The following is a 17,855-nucleotide window of genomic DNA, read 5'->3' on the forward strand; positions in this document are numbered from 1 at the left end:
TCAGGCACCTTACCTTGTGGGTTGGCTACAGCGATGATCCGGCGTCGGCCGCGCCCAGTGCTCGCGCATGCGCCACTCGGCTGAATCGACTCCGACGCTGACCGCGTGGGAGCGGCTCGCCCACGTTCTGACGAATGTCGGGGACCTTTCTTATCGCCGTCGGATCCAGTCCATGGCGGAGTACCTGGACGCCAAGCCCGAGCACCGCATCCTCGATTTGGGGGCCGGCGAGGGCTTCGTGAGCCTGGCCCTGCGCGAGGCCTTTGGGAGCCGCATCGTGGCGTTGGATTCCGCGCCGCCGATTCTGCACCAGGGCGTGGATCGCGACGTCCACGGATCTCGACACGTTTGGCTGCTTGGCGATGGCGCCCACCTGCCGTTTCGCGACCGGACTTTCGACGGGGTGGTGTGCTCGGAAGTGTTGGAGCACGTGGAGGACGACACCGCCGTGGTGCGTGAGATTGCGCGGGTGCTCAAGCCCGGCGGCGTCGCCGCGCTCACCGTCCCCTGCGGCAACTACCCCGCGCTGTGGGACCCATTGAATTGGGTGCGTGAGCGGCTTGGGCTCGGCCACTTCAGCCCGGACTCGGGATTCTGGGGCGGGCTGTGGGCCATGCACCTGCGCCTGTATGGTCCGGATGAGTTTCGGCGGGTGGTTGCAAGCGACGAGCGCCTGGAAGTGACGCACTTCGAGGGCCTGACCCGGTGGTGCCTGCCGTTCAACCACATGCTGCTGTGGACCGGCAAGCAGCTCTACGGGCGATTGCCGGAATCTTCGGCGGCCTACCGTTCGATGGAGAAGTTCGAATACGCGCGCACGCCCCATCAGCGCCTCAACCTGAACCCAATCACGTGGGGACTGCGACTGATGCAGGCGATCGATCGTCGCAACGACACGCTGCGGGATCCGTTTGGGCCAAGCACGAATCTGGCCATTCGCGCGGTCAGGAGATCGCCTTAGCCATCGGCGGCGCCGGCGTCGTTGACTCCCCGGACTCGGCAACTCGGGCGAACGGCGGCGGCACAACAGGGCGGAGGTATCCGCCAGCCTCGCGACGGGAGTCGGCTACGTCCGATGGTCCGCAATCGCCGCGAGTTCGCGCTCCGCGATGTCGGCCCAGTCGAGCGTGCGCACGCGGGCCCGTCCTCGCTCGGCGAGGTTCCGGCATCCGGCGTCGTCCGCCAGGAGCGCCAGGATCTCGTCGGCAAATGCCGACGCGTCGCCTTTCGGAACGGCGCGGAAGGCATCGCCCCAGACCTCTTTGAGCTCCGGCAGGTCGAAGGCGATCACCGGCATGCCAAGCGCCATCGCTTCACCGATCGCAATCGCCCAATTCTCTTTGAACGACGGGTGCAGGAATAGCCGGGCCGTGCGAAGGGTACTGAAGGCCTGGGTGGCTTCGAGAATCAGCCCCAAGAAGTCGATATTGCCTTCGAGCCCGAGCGCGCGAACTCGCGCCTGGGCGGCCTGCATGTCGATGCCGCCACCAATGATTGCCAGCCTGGCGTTTGGCGACGCTGCCACGACGAGCTTCCAGGCGTCGATGAGCGTGAAAACCCCCTTCTCGGCCGAGACGCGCATGAACGTCGCCGCGTCGAAACGGCGGGTCTGTGTATTGCGGTCGATTGCCGCGAGTGTGGAGAGATCCACGCCGCAGGGAACACCAAGTATGCGTCCCCTTGGGAAGCCCAAGCCGACGAGCTGCCGCGTCGTGGCGGGCGATACGGCGAGCACGCGGTTGGCTCCCAGCGTCGCCACCAAGAGCGACAGCCGCTCGGAAACCAGGAACGCCAGGGATTGGTACCAGTGATGGCCCTCGCGCTGCCAGAATCTCCATACCGGGATGTTGTGCGCGACAACCGCCCAGCGCACGCGGTGGCGGTACCAGAGCTTGAGTATCAATCCGGGCAGGGTGTCGTAGAGCTGCTCGTTCGCGCTGACGATCACGTCCGGCTGCAGCCGCAGGAGCGACCGCGGAAGTCGCGCGCACACCGTGACGGCGCGCAGCATGAACGACCACCGGCTCTCGCCGCCGTGCCAGGCGACAATGTGCGGCTGCACGATGAGGCCGCGCCTGTGGAAGAGATCGACACTCGCCACGCTTCCCATCAGGTGGACCTCATGGCCGGCCCGCGCCCAGTGTTTTGCGATTTCGATGATTCGAACGTCGCCGCCGGCCACGCCGACGGCCACTTGGCCAGCGATGCCGTTCACGATCAGGAGAATGCGAATGGTCCGGGGCCTTCGCTATCCGTCAAGCTCGTGAAGCTAGCAGAACGGCAGGGCACTTCGTGGCCCCCGACTGGTCTCAGTGGTGGTCCGCCTACCCTCGGCATCGGTGCTAGACGGGGCAGCGTGGGTACGGCACGATGACGGAAGGATCACCGCCGGCCGGGATGGCATGAGGTTCTCCGGCCATGGCCGCGTCTACCCAGGCGATGTGCAATTCACCAAATCCCAGGCTTCGAGCGCCGTCCGATGTTTCGGGCATATCCGGCCCGAGGGCCGGGTCGGCGCCTCGGCCGTGCCGGTGAACGAACGCTGACGGCTTGCCTCGGCACGGTGCCAAGACACACGACGTCGCCGTCGCGGCACGTGCAGTCGGCCTGGATCTGAAGCGCAGCGGATGACCGACAAGCCAATCGTCACGCTTGGCATTCACGACGGGATGGTGGCCGCGGCCGCCCTTGTCGTCGACGGCGAACTCCGTGCGGCCTGCGCGGAAGAGCGCCTGACGCGGAAGAAGAACCAAGCCGGCATTCCGCTGCATGCCGTCGAAGTCGTGCTGGCGACGGAGGGCCACACGATCGATGACGTCGACCTGATCGCGATCAGCACCCAGGACGGGATCATGCCGACCGTCGACGACGTGCCGGCGTCTCAGACGACACGGCGGTTCTATGACGTCTACGGCGCTGCGTGGACCCTGTTGGCGTCGATTGAGCGGCACTGGCCAGCAAGCCGAGCCCTCACCCTGCCGTCCGATGCGGCTCGTCGGCTCGGCCGGGCGGTCCTCCAGCGCGCACGATCCGCCGCCGTTGTCGCTGCAACCGGCGCCGATGCCGAGCGGATGGTGTTCTACGACCACCACACGGCGCATGCCATGGCGTTGGCTCCGCTGATCGGTCCCGAGCCGACGCTAGCGTTCACGCTGGATGGCGAGGGCGACGGCTTGAGCGGAGCGGTCGCGTGGTACCGCAACGGCCAGCCGCCGGAGCGCCTCGGCGCGGTGTCCCGCAATGCGTCACTCGGCCACGTGTACGCCGGAGTGACGGGCAACCTGCGGATGACACCGCACCAGGACGAGTTCAAAGTCATGGGCATGGCGCCCTACGCGCACGCCGGGGCGCGCGACGCGTGCTACCAGCGTCTGCGATCCCTGCTGTGGGTGGCGAGGGACCGGGCCGGCACGCCGACCATGGCGGCCTCGCGTGGCACGCGTCTGGTGCATCGCTTCATCGGCGATTACCTGCGGGATTTCAGATTCGACGCGCAGTGCGGGGCGGTGCAACGCCTCTGCGAGGAGACCATTCTGGAATGGATGTCGGCCTGGGTGCAGCATCTGGGTCTCGACCGCGACGGCGTGGACATCGGGCTGGGCGGCGGAGTTTTCATGAACGTCAAGGCCAACATGCGGATCGCTCAACAAGCCTGGGCCAACTCGGTCACGCCGATTCCCAGCTGTGGCGACGAGTCCTGCGCGGTCGGTGCGGCTTTCCTCGGGTACATGGACGCCTGTGCCGCGGCCGGGCGTCAACCGCAATTTCGGCAGGCCAACCACCTCTACCTTGGGCCGGGCTGGAGCGACGCCGACATCAGGCAGACCGTCGATCGCGCAGCCGGCGAGCACGGACTGCGCGTGGAGCGTCCCGGGGACATTGCCGACCGCACCGCGGCCTTGCTGGCCGACGGCCATGTGGTCGCGCGCCTTCGCGGGCGCATGGAGTGGGGCGCCCGCGCCCTTGGGAACCGGTCCATCCTCGCCGATCCCTCGCGGCACGACAGCGTGCGTGAGATTAACAAGCGCATCAAGAGCCGCGACTTTTGGATGCCCTTCGCCGCCACGATTCTCGACGAGGCGGCGTCCACCTATCTGCAGACGCCGCCCGCCCCGACCTCGCCCCACATGATGCTCGCGTTCGACACCGTGCCCGAACGCTGGCACGAGATCGCCGCCGGGACGCACCCCTACGACCGCAGCTGCCGGGCCCAGATTCTCGAGCGTCGCGCGAATCCGGAGTACTACCGCCTGATCGAGCGCTTTCGCGATCGCACCGGGATCGGCGCCGTGCTCAACACCAGCCTCAACTTGCATGGCGAGCCGATGGTGAACTCACCGGATGACGCGCTGCGAACGCTGCTCGAGAGCGACCTGGCCTTCCTAACGCTCGAGGACTTCCTTATCAGCAAGCCGATCGTCGCCTAGGTGTAGTGACTTCACACCCGCCAGCCTTGCGTTTGCTCACGCCGTGGCCCGCCGACCCGCTGGGTAGCCAGGTGCCTGATCTGCTCCTTCTGCCTCTATCGGTCGAGCCGTCGATGCTTCCGCCCGAGGGGCGGAACCCCATCCGGTGGAACGCCGATGTCGCCGTCTATGCGCCGCAAGGAGCCGTCGGTCCGGTCATGTCGACGCCGCCTTCCGAGCCGCCGCTCATGCCTCCAGTCGGCATTCGAGTGTCCGAGGTGCGTGGCGTGGATGGCCAGCTCGCGTTCACCGTGACGCTCACCGACCACGCCCCGGACCAGTGGAGCAGGCACGATTGGCAACTCGTCGCCGGGGAGGCATCGCCCTGGGCAATTCCCACCGAGCTTGAGCCGGATGGCCGCACACCCGTGGTCGTGCAGTGGTTTGCCGGCCAGACGGAGCCGGGCCGGGGGACGACCACCCGCCATTATCTGTTCGATGCCCGGACCTCAGGCTTGGCGCCTCGCGAAGACGGTCAGGAAACCACCATAGCGACCTCGGGCGACGGCGTCGGCGCCGGGATCTGGATGCTCACCCTGCGACTGCTTCGCACCGAAGACCAGGGCACCTACGTGGCGCAAGAGGAAGTCGCGGTCATCCCAATGCTGCAATTCGAGATAACGGACACCGGTGACGTGACCGGATTCGTCTACGACAACGCGCGCGAGGCCGAGGTGGAGCTCTCAGCGGCGCCAGGAAGCGAAGCCTCGAGCATTCGATCTTGGTCGCCGGCCGGCGCCTAGCGGCCGAGCCATCGCCGCACCGAGCAGCGCCCACGCCCCGGTCAGGAACGCCAAGGCCGTGGCCACGTCTTCGGCCTCCTGCATCCAGGCCGCGGCAGCCGCGCCCCCGAGAGGGATGGGCGCGAGATACCAGTGGCGAATGGCCGCGATGATTGCGAGCCTCAGCCCGCGCACGACGCTGCCGGCGCTGTCGAACGCCGCCCGGGGCACCCTTGCGACGATGGCGACTAGCCCGGCGATCAGCACGATCGGAAACGCCAGCATCGCGGCGATGCCTGTCGGCGTCAGGCCCTGCAGAACCCCGATGTGGGCTCCTGCATTGAGCGGCACGCTGAGGTGAGCCGCCGCCACGAAGAGCCAGGTGGCGAGAGCCACAGCCCCGACGAGCGTCACGACCAGCGCCATCGGGCGCCCGTACACGCGCGTCACCAGCACAGCGGCTGCCGCGCCAACGAGCCCCGCGAGGACCGCGACCCCGGCGGCGACGGCAATGGTCCATCGTTGGAAGGCTGCCGCCACGGCCTCCAGGTGGAACGCGGGCGGCAAGCGTTGAAACATCCGGTGGCCCAGCGCCAGGAAGCCCCGCAGCGGCTGTTCCATGATGGTGAGTTGTGACTCGGCAAGGGGATCGCCAATGTCGACCCCGCGCAGCACGACGCCGCCCCCGGGCGCTTCGAGCACGCGCACGGCCAATGTGTAGCCGTCGCTTTCGGTCGGCACGGGGAAGGTGGCCACGTATTCCGCCATGCCCGGGGCGGTGAGGCGCAGCCGGTCGGCCCACTCCACGGAGTCGCCGCGCTCAAGCCGCACTTCAAGCGTTGGCGGCGCCACGACCGAAGCGGTCGGCCGCGCCTGGAATCCCACGAACAGCTCCGGCCCGCGCTCGGGGCTGAGCGCCTGCCGCATGCTCCACCCCGGGAGCAGCGGTCCAATCTCGAACGGCTCGCCTTCCACGCCACCGATGACCAAGGGTCCGGCGGGCCAGCCAAGCGCGGCGGCCGCGCTGAGGGCCACGGCGACGATCCAAACTGCCGGGACGACGGGTCGCCGGAGTCTCACCGTCACCGCCGCCACCTACGCGGGATTGGCGCCCAGCCGATGATCGGCATGCCGACGAGAAATCCAAGATTCACCATCAAAATCCAGAAATAGCCGAAGTTCGGTGTGAACGTCGCCGTCACCACGTCCCCGGGCGCCAGGTTCACGAACCAGCCATTGAAATGCCCGTCGACGACGACGTGATGCTCAGGGCCGACCTCATCGTCGTTGACGTGGAGCACCCAGCGCGGATCGAACCGCTCGTCGAGCCTGACGAGTTGTTCACGCGGCTCGCCCTGGTATTCGGCGGATGCCCATCCCGCTCCTTCGCCCGTTAGGGCAAGCCCGCCCCCGGCGGGAGACCGCGGCTGCGACGCATGCTCGAGGACGATGGACAGGCCGTGCGGGAGAGGGGAGACCGCAATGTCGAGGAGCTCGAACTCCAGACCCGACAGGCCTTCGCGCAGGTGGTGCACGTCAAGCGTGGCGACGGGCGACCCGGCATCCAGCGGCACCTCAACTCGCACGAACCTGTCATGCCGATTGGCCAGCTCGCGGTGCATCGCATACGTCACATAGGGGTATGCCTGGGCGCCGATCACATTGACGCCGTCGACGCCGGTGGTGACCCGACCACTGATGGCAACGGTTCGTCCGTCGGACGGCACCGTAACTTCAACGCGCACGGCCCCGGCGCATACCGCGGTGTCGCAGGGCTGATACTCCGTGGCCTCCGGGAGTCGGTGGCTCACGCGGACGACCGGCTCTGGCGGCGGCGGCGCCCGCAGCGTGAGACGGTGTGGTCCAGCCTCGAGGTCCACGATCCCTTCCAGGATGTCGTAGCCCATCTCGGTGCCGATGTGTGTCAACGGCACCGGCGACCCGTCAATGCTGACCGTGGGCTGCAGGCCGGGCACGGCGGCGAGCCGCACCGTGTACGCGCCCGACCGTGCCAGCCGGAACGTGCGGTCGCCGTCGGTGGTGCCAAGGTCTGGCAGCACCGCATAGATGGGAAGCCGGCCGAACGCTCGCTCCGCCTCGCGTTCGGCTGCCTGAATCTCCGACGACGAGAGCAATCCCAACTTCGAAACGGCGTTGAGTCCGGGTCCGTCGGTTCGCACCAGGACCTCATGCGAGCCCGCGCGGGTGGTCGGCGCCTGGAGCCGCGTCCACCGATAGCCGTAGCCGTCCGCTTCGCGGGTGGAGATGCGCGCGACGGATCGCCCGTCCACGATGATCTCGAGCGCGCCGCCCTCCGGGCTTACGAAGTGGCGAATCCAGAGCTCGCTGGTCGCGCCGGTGGTGTCGACCGTCGTATTAAAGGCCACGCCATCGGCTCGGGTCAGAAGCCCACGCGTCATGTCCGCAATCTCAGGATCGGCGTACCACCAAGCGTTCTTGTACGGGGCCACCCATTCCCGCGTGGCGTCGGGGACCTCCGGCCAGAAGGCATCGGCCGGGCTCCGCAACGCTCCCTGGGGCAGATAGTTGGCCGTCAGGTCGAGTGGGTCCGCGCCCAACCAGATCTCGGTGGCGGCTCGGACGGCGCCGCCGGGGGCGCCGTCGATCCCGCGCACGCCCAGTTCGCCACTGGCGATGGAAATCGCTCCCGCGTCGTCGAACATGTGCCAGGCGGTGACGAGCGGTCGGAGGGAGGGGGAGCCAACGATGATGCGCCCAGGTACTCCCAGCCGCGATGCGGGCGGCGTGGCTACCTCGTAGACCTCGACTTCGCCCACGGACAGATCGTCCAGGCGGTCGAGACCCGGCTGAGCCGCCAGCGCGAGCCGTGGCCGCGGCCGTCGCTCTTGCCACTCCAGCCATGGTTCGCCGGTGGGCACGATGAAGCCGGCATGCGTGCTCTCCCAATGCGGATCGAGCATGACGTTGCGAAAGCGCCCGTAGGCCAAGAGTCGGTCGACGGGATACCGGTTGGGCCCATAGAGCCCCTGATTGAGGGTGGCGGTCCAGGGGCCGTTGAGGGTGGAGGCCGCCGAGCCCCAGATGGATCGCTTGGGCGGCTGGTGGACGGTGGGGGGATTTCCCTGGGTTGAGAACCGGCCGGTGCGGCTTTGATAGCTGCTCGGCCAGAACATCGGCAGATGCACCATGCGGTCGTTGTGCGGCATCGCGCGCAGGTTGTCGATCACGGCGACGGTGTCGTCGTCAATCGTGTAGGGCGGCAGATGCCCCGCAAGGTTGCCGATCCAGAAGGGGAGGGTGCTTACGGCCACGACTACACCCACGAGCACGCCGCCCACGGCGCGCCACGCACTCGGCGGGCGGGCCACGAGGTGGGCGACGCTTTGCCCCACCAGAAAGGCCAGCAGCAGGCCCGCCCCGACGGTGAGATAGCGGATATTCCTGAAGATCGCACCCACGACCGTGCCGTCGATCACATCTTGGATGACGGAGAATGGCTCGTTGAATCCCTTTCCGATCAGCACCAGGGCAAGAAACCCGAGCACAGCCAGCAGGGCACGCTGCCGGGCTTGCCCGTGCAGCAGGACCGGCGCCACCAGTGCGAGGCCGGTCATCAGTCCGCGGGCAACGAGCCGGATGCCGCTGCCGGCCGCAAGTGGACCTTCCGGATTCTGCGAGTAGTTATAGGGCGTGCCGGTTAGGGTCAGCGCCTCGGCCAAGGTCGGCGCCGCGCCCTTGATCCATTGAGCCGCGGCCTCCAGACTCCAAGCCGACATGACCTCGTTTGCCGAGGGCACGACGATGAGCTGCCAGGTAATAAAGGCGATGGCCGGGTGCAGCAGGATGACGCTGAGCCCCATGGCGGCGACCAGCCCGAGTCGCCGCAGCCGGAGGCCTCGCGTGCCCGGAGCGGTAAAGGCCCGAAAGAGCGCATAGATGCCAATCACGGCGGTGGTGATGAACGTCATGTGTATTGAGCTGGCCGCCAACCCGATCCACAGGCTGCCGCGCACGAATCCACGAACTCCCGGGGCGCGGTCGAAGGTCTCATGCGCGACCTGCAGCGCCTTGGGCAACAGCGCCACGCTGATGAGCATGGCGGCATAGCCGGTGACGAACGCATCGAGGAAGAATGGCGTGGTCATGTAGACGACCGCCGCCGTGAATGCGGCGGGCCTGCCAAACCCGAAGCATTTGCCGGCCTGGTACATGAAGACGCCGGCCAAGGCGAGAAAGATGATGGAGGCGCGCGAGGTCAACCAGCCATCCACGCCGGGAATGAGCGCCAAGGCTCCCAGGGTGAGCTGGAAATACTGGCTCATCGCCCGCTCTTCCTCGGACTGCCCGAAATAGTTCGTCTGCCAGGCCGAAAGCCGGTCAACAGCGAAGTCGGTGTTCTGCCAGGCGGCGAACGGGGTGGTCCAGTCGTCGCGCAGCCCCAGGTAGCCGGCATCGAAGATCAGGCCCCGGTGCCAGATCACCACCAGCACGAGAATGGCCAGATAGGCCGACGCGTCCGGGTGGCGCGCGAACAGCTCCCTGGCCCACGTGACGACACGGTGGAGCGCTTCCATCGCGGTCGAACGCCCGTGGCGCGCCACGGCCGGCGATGCCTGTTGGCTCATGTGGAAGGCGCGCTCACTTCACGGCCGTCACGTGGCCAGCCGCGGGGCGGCGTCAGCCACTCGCCGGCGGCCGCGGCGCACCACCAGGCCAGACGCGCGGGCCCGGTTTGCACGCTTGCCGACTCCTACGTCGCAACCGCACGGTCCCGCCGCAGCACCCAGCCGGCCCAGCCGAGCAACGCGAGCGCCCCGGTGCCTAGGAAGGCGTCGAGCGTCCACACCACGGCTGTCAGGGATTCGTGACGCAGCCACAGCGTCACGGTGCACGCGATGCACAGCGGGACAAGCACAACCCATACGCGAAGCGTACCGGCCCCGATGTGGAAGTAGGTGAGCATGGTCAAGAGCGCAAGAAGTGATCCGGCAAGGGTATAGCCCCAGACGAGCTGCGGGACCGGCACGTAGCGGTCCGCGAAGATGATCTGGAAGACGAATTCGGGCAGAGCGACGATGATCAGGGCGGCACCGCCGCTGATGAGGACCGTGAATGCCGCCGTCACCGCGAAGGTGCGGGTCAATGGCTCGCCGGCGGCTACGTGCCGAATGATGTGCGGGAGCACGACTTGCGCCGCGGGCGCGGACGCGAACAGGACGATGCGTCCAACGAGCGCGGAGGCGGCGTAGAGCGATGCGTTGGCATCGTCGAAGAAGTGGCGCACCACCAGGACATCGACGTTCATCAGGATCGCCAGCGACAAGCTCAATAGCCCAACCCGCACGTGGGCGGACATTCCAGTCGCATCCGGCGGAGTTTCAGCCGGCGCTTCCGTCGTCGCCCGCGCGATGTACGGCGCGGCGAGCACCACGACGAGGACGCCGAGAAGACCGGAAAGCGCCGAGGCGGCCATGCCGCCCGCCACGCCAAATCCAAGCGCCACCAGGCCAACCCCGATCGAGGCGCGCAACACGCCGTCCACCAGATTCGAGGCCCCTAGCAGAAGGAATGCACGTAGACCGGTCAGCAGCGCCTTGGTGAACGGCACGACAAAGCCGATGGCAACCGCGCCGCCCAACCAGATGATCGCGGGACGGTTGTCGGTCCCAAGCAAGAGCTCGATGGCGCCGCTCGTTGCCACGACGACGATCCACGCGACCAGGCCAATCAGCGCGCTCCGGATGAGCGACCGCCGTAAGACCTCGAGAGCGGCGGCGCGCCCGCGCCCCACGACGGCAAGGCTTGTGATGCGCGTGCCGATCGGCAGCAGCAACTGCGACGGCACGGCGAGCACGGCAAACACCGCCAGCACGGCAAACAAGTCGGCGTAATCGCCCGGCGCCAGCAGGCGCGCCATGGCCCACTGAAACCCAAAGGAGGTCAGGCTGGCGAGCAGGTTGAGGCCGCCAAGCACCACGGTGTCGCGGGCAACGACGCGCGGCCCCGAGGATCCAGTCCCAGCGGCGCTGGACGCCGCGGCCGGCCCGTTCGAGGCGCTTCGTCCGTCGGCGGCGCCGGGAGCTGTTGCGGCTTGGCTCGCCTCAGACTGCGATTGACTCAGCGGACTGCCACGCGCGCGTATTCGGAGCGATCGCCTTTCGGGACGAGCACCTAGTTTGTCGCGATCTTCGGAGGCCTGGAGTGCGGCGCGCGGGCGGCCGCGCGAGAGTCGGACGACGCCACCAACCAAGGGTCCACGCCGAGCGCATCGTCATCAGCCGAGTCTCCCATGAGTAGCTGAAGCTCGCGCTCGGCGATCACCGACCAATCGAGCTCGCTCACGCGGGCCGCGCCCCGCTCGGCAAGCTCGCGACGGCGGGATTCGTTGTCCAGAAGAGAAAGGATTGCGCCGGCGAGAGCCGGGATGTCGCCTTCGGTTACCGCGTGATAGGCGTCACCCCAGACCTCAAGGAGTTCAGGCAGATCGTAGGCGACAACCGGCGTGCCAAGGGCCATGGCCTCGCCCATCGCAATTGACCAACTCTCCTCATGCGACGGCAACGTGAACAGACGGCAAGCACCGACACACCGGTTCTTTTCGTCAGAACCGATCGCGCCGAGCAAGTCAACGTTGTCCGAAAGACCAAGTCGTCGCACGCGCTCCTGCACGAGGTCCTGGTCGGGTCCGTCGCCGATGATCGCGAGCTTGGCGTCCGGCTTCTGCGCGGCGACACGCGCCCACGCATCGACAAGGTCAAAGACACCCTTGGCGGCGGCCAAGCGGCCAACCGACACCGCGTCGTATTTCGGTGTTTGCGGGCTCGGGGCAACGCCGCGGAGGTCCCGCAGATTCACGCCGCAGGCAACCGCGGTGACCCGGCCCATGGGAAATCTGCTGCGACGGAGCTGGCGCGCGGTGGCGCGGGCCACGGCGATGGTGCGGTCCGCGAACAGCGCCGCGAGGAGCAGGGAGACGCGTTGGGCGAACAGGAAGGCAAGCGCGTTGTACCAGGGCGGCCCTCGGCGGCGCCAAAACCGCCAGCCCGGCATCATCGGCACCGAGACGGCCAGGCGCGCGCGCCGCCAGCGCCAGAGCTTGAGCATGACGCCGGGCAGGACATCGTAGGGCTGATCATGCGATGTCACGATGAGATCGGGGCGGAGGCGCCACAGCGATAGCGGAAGAAAGAGGCATACGGTTATCGAGTGCAACGCCAGCCACCAACGGCTGTGGCCGCCGCGCCAGCGGCTGGTGTGCAGTGTCGGTTCGAGACCCCATTGCCGGCACGAAGCACCGGCCTGGATGCTACCCATCAGGTGAATGTCATGGCCGGCCCGCTGCCACTGCTTGGCGATCTCAATGATCCTGACGCACCCGCCGTCGACTTGCTCGCGCACCAAACCGTTCATGATCAGCAGGATTTGCAACGGCGTGGGCACCACGGCAGCAAGCGCAGGATGCTACCACCGACGCCGTTCCGTTGCCAGAATCCGCCGAGGCAAAGCCAGGGCAATTTCCGCGATTGGCGGAGAGACAAGCGCGATGAATCTACACTAGAGTTGACGACTATTAGACGCAGGTGTTCCCGGAAGTGTGGAGTATTGTTTGCTCCTGCCTCCATCGTTTTTCTCGAGCATAAACTGTCGCCACTGAGTCACTCATGAGTTGCAGATAACTCTCGAATACCAGTGGGTAGCATCAGTGTAGCCGGTGCAGTCGAGCTTGAGCATGTGCCTGGGGTTAACTTCTACTCTCATACTAACGACCTAGACTACAAGCTAGTGCCAGTCCGCCCAAATTGGATGCAAGAAGCGCCTGGGGCATTTCGATCGGACCATCGCTGATTGGTGTGGCGCAGGGCGAGCTGAGCAACTTGGGTTGGCGGAGTCCTATGGCAAGCGCGGCCACTGTCAAAGGAATGCGACCGGCCCAAGCAGCGGACCCATCGCCGTTGCTACCGCAGCACCAGCTCCGACGGTCACCGCGGCTATCCGGCCGAAGGGTGCGCCCTTGAGCGACGACCAGGCCACCCGGCCCGCCGCGGCGCCCGCCAGAAGGGCCACGGTCAGCCCAATCGCCAGGTGAAACGGGGCTTCGCTCGCTTGTGCTCGCCAACGGGTGAGCGCGCCCGCGGATCCGGTCGCCAAAAACGCGAGATCGATATCGACCGGTGAATCGCCCAGGCGGTCGGTGAGTTGCCCGTCCGGGTAGACATTGCCGAGCGTCGCCCCGACGAATATCGGCGCCGCGCTGCCATCGGACGCCCCGATGCGCAGCCACAGGGTGCCAGGTGACAGATCAATTGGGGCAAACGGGATGCGCGTCGCCTGCAGGTCAGCGCCCGCCGGCGCCTCGAACACCGCCGAACGGATGGGCGGACCATCCGGCGACCGGAGCAGGTGCGCCTCGGCCGCAGCCGGATGCGTGCCCTTGCTGCGCGTCCAGACGACCATGGAGTCCAACGAGCCACGTGGCATCTCGATTGTTTGCGTGACCGATCCCACGACGGGGCCGAACGGGAAGTGCGGCTGCCTCGGTTCGGCGGGCGTGGCGAGCGGCAGGCGCTCCAGTCCGACCACCGCTGCGAGGATGAGCGCCACGACCGTGCCAGCGAGCCAGGCCGCGGTTTTCACAGGCGCCCTCGAGATCGACGTGGCCGCCGCGGCCAAAGCGTCCACCCGGCCCACGCGATGAGCCCGGCCCAAGTGACGGCGTGACCCGCCACGAGGGCGCGCTGCACGCCGTATTCCACGACCAACGGGCCATGGGCGCCCGGCGCCAGCCGCACGCTGAGCGTCCCCTGCGCGGAGCGTTCCAGTGAGGTTGCGTGGTCCGGCAGATGAGCGGCCCAAAGCGGATTCCAGAATTCTTGGACGACGATTTCGCGCGGCGCCGGTGGGCCAGGCGGCACATCAATAACGAGCCGGTGCATGCCGTCACGCCGCCACGAAAGCTCGACCGGCCGCTCCGAGTCCATCTCGTACACCCAAGGATACGGGGGATCGACCGTCCGGAAAACCTGGTAGTAGCCTTCCGAGAATTCGAACTCCAGCCCGTCGGTCTGACGCAACTGCTCGGCGACCGCGCGACCGCCGGGCGTTCCGATGGGAACCATCACTCGGGCAACGCCGTGCGACCGGAGGGCGGCAACAAGCTCCGGAGATTCGCTGCGCACGAGGTCTCGCAGTCTTGCGCGCACGGGGATGGTATGCGACACGAACGGCGTCGTGATCGCAGATTCTTCGATATGGTGAATGACCACAGATTGCGCCCCCCACTCGGGGTAGCGGCTCTCATAAGGGATGGCCAAGAATGTGCGCGACGTTCCGGCGGCGTTGCGCCGGTCAAGCTCGGCCGGCGCGGTGCGAAACGAGGACGGAAAGCGTACCGGCACGTTTTGTGCCGACTCGTCTAACAGGGTCCAATTGAGCGCCGGCAGCACATAGACCACAAGCCCGACGCCAATCGCGACGGTCTGAATGATGCCAATGCTCGGGAAGCGGCGAGGCGCGTCGCGCGCAAACACGACGGGGGCGAGCGCAATTCCCGGGAGAAAGGCGAGCGCCAACGAGCCCGAGAGCTTGCCCGGTTCGGTGATGACCCAACCGAACGGGGCGGCGTCCACTAGCTGCAAATATGTTGGGCGGGTGGCGTCGTCGAAGGTGGCGATCTGAAGCAGGGCCGAGGCACCGCCGAAAACGACCGCATAACCCAGCACCTGCCGGTGATCGGGCACGCGAAAAAGCGCCAGCACTAGCAATGCCGCGGGAATCAAGCCTGCCAGGCGCCAGCCGGGCAGCGCGCCCGGAACCGGTGGCTTCAATATCGGCGCCCCGGATCTCTCGCCAGTGAGGGTGAGGGTGTTGCCGACCGATTTGAGGGGATAAGCCACCAGCAGGCGCTCGGAGGTCTCGAGATACGCAGGCCCGGTCGGCGCTCCGGCGACCGTGGCGGTGAAGAAAGGCGCGAGGAAGAATGCAGCAAAGAGCGCGTAGCCGCTCAGGAACACTGCGGCTGTGACCATGATCTGGCGCCGACGGCGAGGCGCTGTGACCAAGGCAAAGACCAGCCAGCCAATCCCCGCGAGGCCGCCAACCACCATGTAGTGCGGCGAGACCGAAATGGTGAACGCGAGAATCGCCGCCGCCGCCAACGCTCGCTGCACCCTGGTGCGCGGCCGTTGCGCTTGCGTCGCCGATACGAGCAAGCCGAGGAATAGCGGGAGCATCAGCGCACTCACCCAGACATGCAATTGCTCCGAACGCGCCAGGATCCAAGGGTTGAGAATCCAAAAGAGGCCTGCGAGAAAGAGTCCCGCACGGAGCGCGACCGGATGCGCGGTGCGCGTTTTCGGTCCAACGAGCAATCGCGCGCCAAAGTAGCCGGCCAGGAACCCCAGCAGGTGCCAGCTCATCCAGTGGAACTTGCCCGCCACCTCGGTCGAGAGTCCAAATGTCCAAACGATGATTCCCCAGGGAGCGTCCGCATACGTGCGCGAGCTGGTGATGAGGGTGCTGCCAGTCGATGTGTCCCAGGCGGTGACGAACTTTCGGAGCCAGAGTTCCGCGGCAAACGGATACTCCCGGTCGCCAACAATGAGCTCACCTGGCGTCGCCACGACGCGCCAGGCCACCGCGAAAGCAATCAGCAGCCCAAGCGCGATCCAGACCGCATCGTGGGCCAAGACGCGCTGCGCACGTGCGGTAAAGGACGCTGCCCCAGACGCCCTGACGTGCAGTCGGAGGGGCATTCCGGTCAAGCGCTCCGTCCGTTCAGGCAGGATGGCGCGCATCGGTGCGTTCGCGTTGGGTCTCCGACAGCCGGAGACCTAGCCACCGCACACGGAGGCCTAGCCTCCGGCGATCGCCGGTGCAGCTTCGGGTGCCGAAGGCTCAAGCAGGCTTGCGTCGATCGGCGCGGTTGACCCGCCGGCGGTGAAGAGCCTGGCGGGAAGCTCGGCGACACCCGTGTCGACCGGTGCGGCGCCGGTCTCGCCGGCGTCAAGCTGTCCCTTCCGAAAGTCGAGCATGTGGCCGACGATGTAGCGCGACCCGCGCACCACGTAGTAACGGAAGTGGTCGCGGCTCTTGCCCGCGTGCAGCAGCTTGCGGGTCACGTAGCGCGGCGTGAGAAAGCTGGTGTAGAGCGACTGCACCAAGCCCATGATCTCCGGCGTGGGAATTGGCGACCGCAGCACGGGCTCTCGCATGTCGTAGCGTTCCCAGTGCTCCGGGCCGTCGAACCGGAGCCAGTCGTGCTCGCGCGCCTGCGCGTAGAGCTGAGTGCCCGGGTAGGGAATGACGATGGTGCCCTGCAGGGTATTGATCCAGCCGCGGTCGAAGGTCTCGCGCGTGAAGTCGATGGTCCGCTTGGCCTCCTCGAACGTCTCCCACGGGTAGCCGACCATGCAGGTCACATGCGGCTCGAGGCCCGCCTCGCTGGCCCACTTCACCGACTCCCACTGCTGGCGAACCGTGGTGCCCTTGTTGAGCAGATCAAGGGTGCGCTGATTGGCCGACTCGATGCCGTAGAGAATGAAGCGGAAGTTGCTGTCGCCCAGCATTTCGTATTCGGCCTGGGACAGGGCATCGGCCCGCATGTTGCAGCCCATCATCAGGACCTTGTGCAAACCGCGCTCGCGGAATCCGGTGCAAAAGTCGGTGAGCCAGCGTCCCGCAGGGAACGTGCCCGTGTCGTCGAACACTTCCTCGACGCCGAGATCGACGAGCTGCTCCAATTCGTCCAGATAGTCGTCAACGGGCCTGACGGACCACGTCGGCAGCATGCTGGTCCAGGAGCAGAACGTGCACCCGCCGCCACCGCGCCGCGGCCCCCCGGGCACTCGCCGCCGCCACCAGCAGTCGGCGCTGGTTGCGCCGGTTGCCCAGCCGTAGGTGCCCTTCTTCAGGAAGTTGCCGTTGCGATAGGCGTAGAGCTCCCACTTGGCCAGCTGGCGGTCGATGTGCGGACGGACGGCTTCCCGGACCGGCGGATCCGGCTCTTCGCCGGAGTTGACGATCTCAGTCTCGTCATGACGCCAGAACACGCCGCCTCCAAGGTCGTCGCGACCCTCCAGGAAGTCGGCAAGATTCAAAATGGCGAAGTCGAACTGGCCGCCCCGGATCACATAGTCGACGGGGCAAAAGAGAAACGGCTCTTCGGGAAACGCGGTGACGTGGTCGCCCACCAGCGCAATGGTCATCTCGGGAAACCGCGCCTTGAGGTCGGCGATGGCGTGGTAGAGCGGTGGCGCGCTGGGCGTCTTGGTTTCGATCATCATCAGGTCGGGACGCGCCAGCTCCACCTCTCGACAGTAGGCTTCCCAGTCCCAGCCTTCGGCGATCCCATCCAGCCAGACGGCCTCGTGGCCATGCCGTTGCAGCAGCGTGGCCGCCAGCGCGGGCAACACCGGAAAAATAACGGTGGCGTTGTCGCCGACGAAGCGGTTCAGCGCACCCACGAGCCCATGGCCCTCGCTGCGGCCCGTCGAAAAGACCTGGTATTGCCGATTCTGACTGAGGAGCGGGATGCCCTTGGCGCTTTCGAACGGCGGAAAGCTGATGGCAACTCTCACGCGGGTTTATCGTTCCAAGGGTGGTGAAGCGGCAGCATCAATGGACTGGCGACAAGCTTGTTCCGCCGCGCAACACGTCGGCTTTATGATTCTAGAACACCATGGGTGAT

At 66.8% G+C, this 17,855-nt stretch carries 11 protein-coding genes; 3 read left to right on the top strand and 8 right to left on the bottom strand.

Annotated features, from left to right (window positions below):
• Window positions 1-67: 67 nt before the first annotated feature.
• Complete coding sequence (locus OXG79_12025; GenBank protein ID MCY3784492.1) at window positions 68-961, top strand: class I SAM-dependent methyltransferase; 894 nt, start codon at window positions 68-70, stop codon at window positions 959-961.
• A gap of 105 nt (window positions 962-1,066) precedes the next feature.
• Here OXG79_12025 and OXG79_12030 read toward each other — a convergent pair whose 3' ends face one another.
• Window positions 1,067-2,215 carry a glycosyltransferase family 4 protein gene (locus tag OXG79_12030; GenBank protein ID MCY3784493.1) on the bottom strand — a complete coding sequence of 383 codons (1,149 nt, stop codon included), beginning with the start codon at window positions 2,213-2,215 and terminating at the stop codon, window positions 1,067-1,069.
• 412 nt (window positions 2,216-2,627) lie between these two features.
• Between OXG79_12030 and OXG79_12035 the strand changes: the two genes are divergently transcribed.
• Together OXG79_12035 and OXG79_12040 are read left to right on the top strand one after the other, a co-directional pair.
• Complete coding sequence (locus OXG79_12035; GenBank protein ID MCY3784494.1) at window positions 2,628-4,427, top strand: hypothetical protein; 1,800 nt, start codon at window positions 2,628-2,630, stop codon at window positions 4,425-4,427.
• A 71-nt stretch (window positions 4,428-4,498) separates the two neighbouring features.
• The gene (locus OXG79_12040; GenBank protein ID MCY3784495.1) at window positions 4,499-5,209 is read left to right on the top strand and encodes a hypothetical protein; all 711 of its coding nucleotides are present in this window, start codon (window positions 4,499-4,501) and stop codon (window positions 5,207-5,209) included.
• Here OXG79_12040 and OXG79_12045 read toward each other — a convergent pair.
• The 7 genes from OXG79_12045 to OXG79_12075 all read right to left on the bottom strand — a co-directional run bounded on the left by OXG79_12045 (window position 5,150) and on the right by OXG79_12075 (window position 17,745).
• Window positions 5,150-6,274, bottom strand: a complete 1,125-nt coding sequence (locus OXG79_12045) for a hypothetical protein (protein MCY3784496.1) — start codon at window positions 6,272-6,274, stop codon at window positions 5,150-5,152. The genes OXG79_12040 and OXG79_12045 overlap by 60 nt on opposite strands.
• Window positions 6,271-9,795, bottom strand: a complete 3,525-nt coding sequence (locus OXG79_12050) for a hypothetical protein (protein ID MCY3784497.1) — start codon at window positions 9,793-9,795, stop codon at window positions 6,271-6,273. The genes OXG79_12045 and OXG79_12050 overlap by 4 nt, the downstream gene beginning before the upstream one ends.
• A 125-nt stretch (window positions 9,796-9,920) precedes the next feature.
• On the bottom strand, window positions 9,921-11,147 hold the full coding sequence (locus tag OXG79_12055) for a hypothetical protein (protein ID MCY3784498.1): 1,227 nt from the start codon (window positions 11,145-11,147) through the stop codon (window positions 9,921-9,923).
• A gap of 194 nt (window positions 11,148-11,341) precedes the next feature.
• Window positions 11,342-12,610 (bottom strand): glycosyltransferase, encoded by a 1,269-nt coding sequence (locus tag OXG79_12060; GenBank protein MCY3784499.1) that lies wholly within the window; start codon window positions 12,608-12,610, stop codon window positions 11,342-11,344.
• 471 nt (window positions 12,611-13,081) lie between these two features.
• Window positions 13,082-13,804 (bottom strand): hypothetical protein, encoded by a 723-nt coding sequence (locus OXG79_12065; GenBank protein MCY3784500.1) that lies wholly within the window; start codon window positions 13,802-13,804, stop codon window positions 13,082-13,084.
• Window positions 13,801-15,855 carry a hypothetical protein gene (locus OXG79_12070; protein ID MCY3784501.1) on the bottom strand — a complete coding sequence of 685 codons (2,055 nt, stop codon included), beginning with the start codon at window positions 15,853-15,855 and terminating at the stop codon, window positions 13,801-13,803. Before OXG79_12070 ends, OXG79_12065 begins: the two co-directional genes overlap by 4 nt.
• 165 nt (window positions 15,856-16,020) lie before the next feature.
• Window positions 16,021-17,745, bottom strand: a complete 1,725-nt coding sequence (locus OXG79_12075; GenBank protein ID MCY3784502.1) for a B12-binding domain-containing radical SAM protein — start codon at window positions 17,743-17,745, stop codon at window positions 16,021-16,023.
• Window positions 17,746-17,855: the final 110 nt, after the last annotated feature.

This window comes from Chloroflexota bacterium (assembly GCA_026706485.1).
Lineage (GTDB): Bacteria > Chloroflexota > UBA11872 > UBA11872 > UBA11872 > JAJECS01.

Bases quoted from the DNA above. Each gene is read 5' to 3' on its own strand.
- OXG79_12025 (MCY3784492.1), top strand. From the start codon at position 68: ATGCGCCACTCGGCTGAATCGACTCCGACGCTGACCGCGTGGGAGCGG.
- OXG79_12050 (MCY3784497.1), bottom strand. From the start codon at position 9,795: ATGAGCCAACAGGCATCGCCGGCCGTGGCGCGCCACGGGCGTTCGACC.
- OXG79_12035 (MCY3784494.1), top strand. From the start codon at position 2,628: ATGACCGACAAGCCAATCGTCACGCTTGGCATTCACGACGGGATGGTG.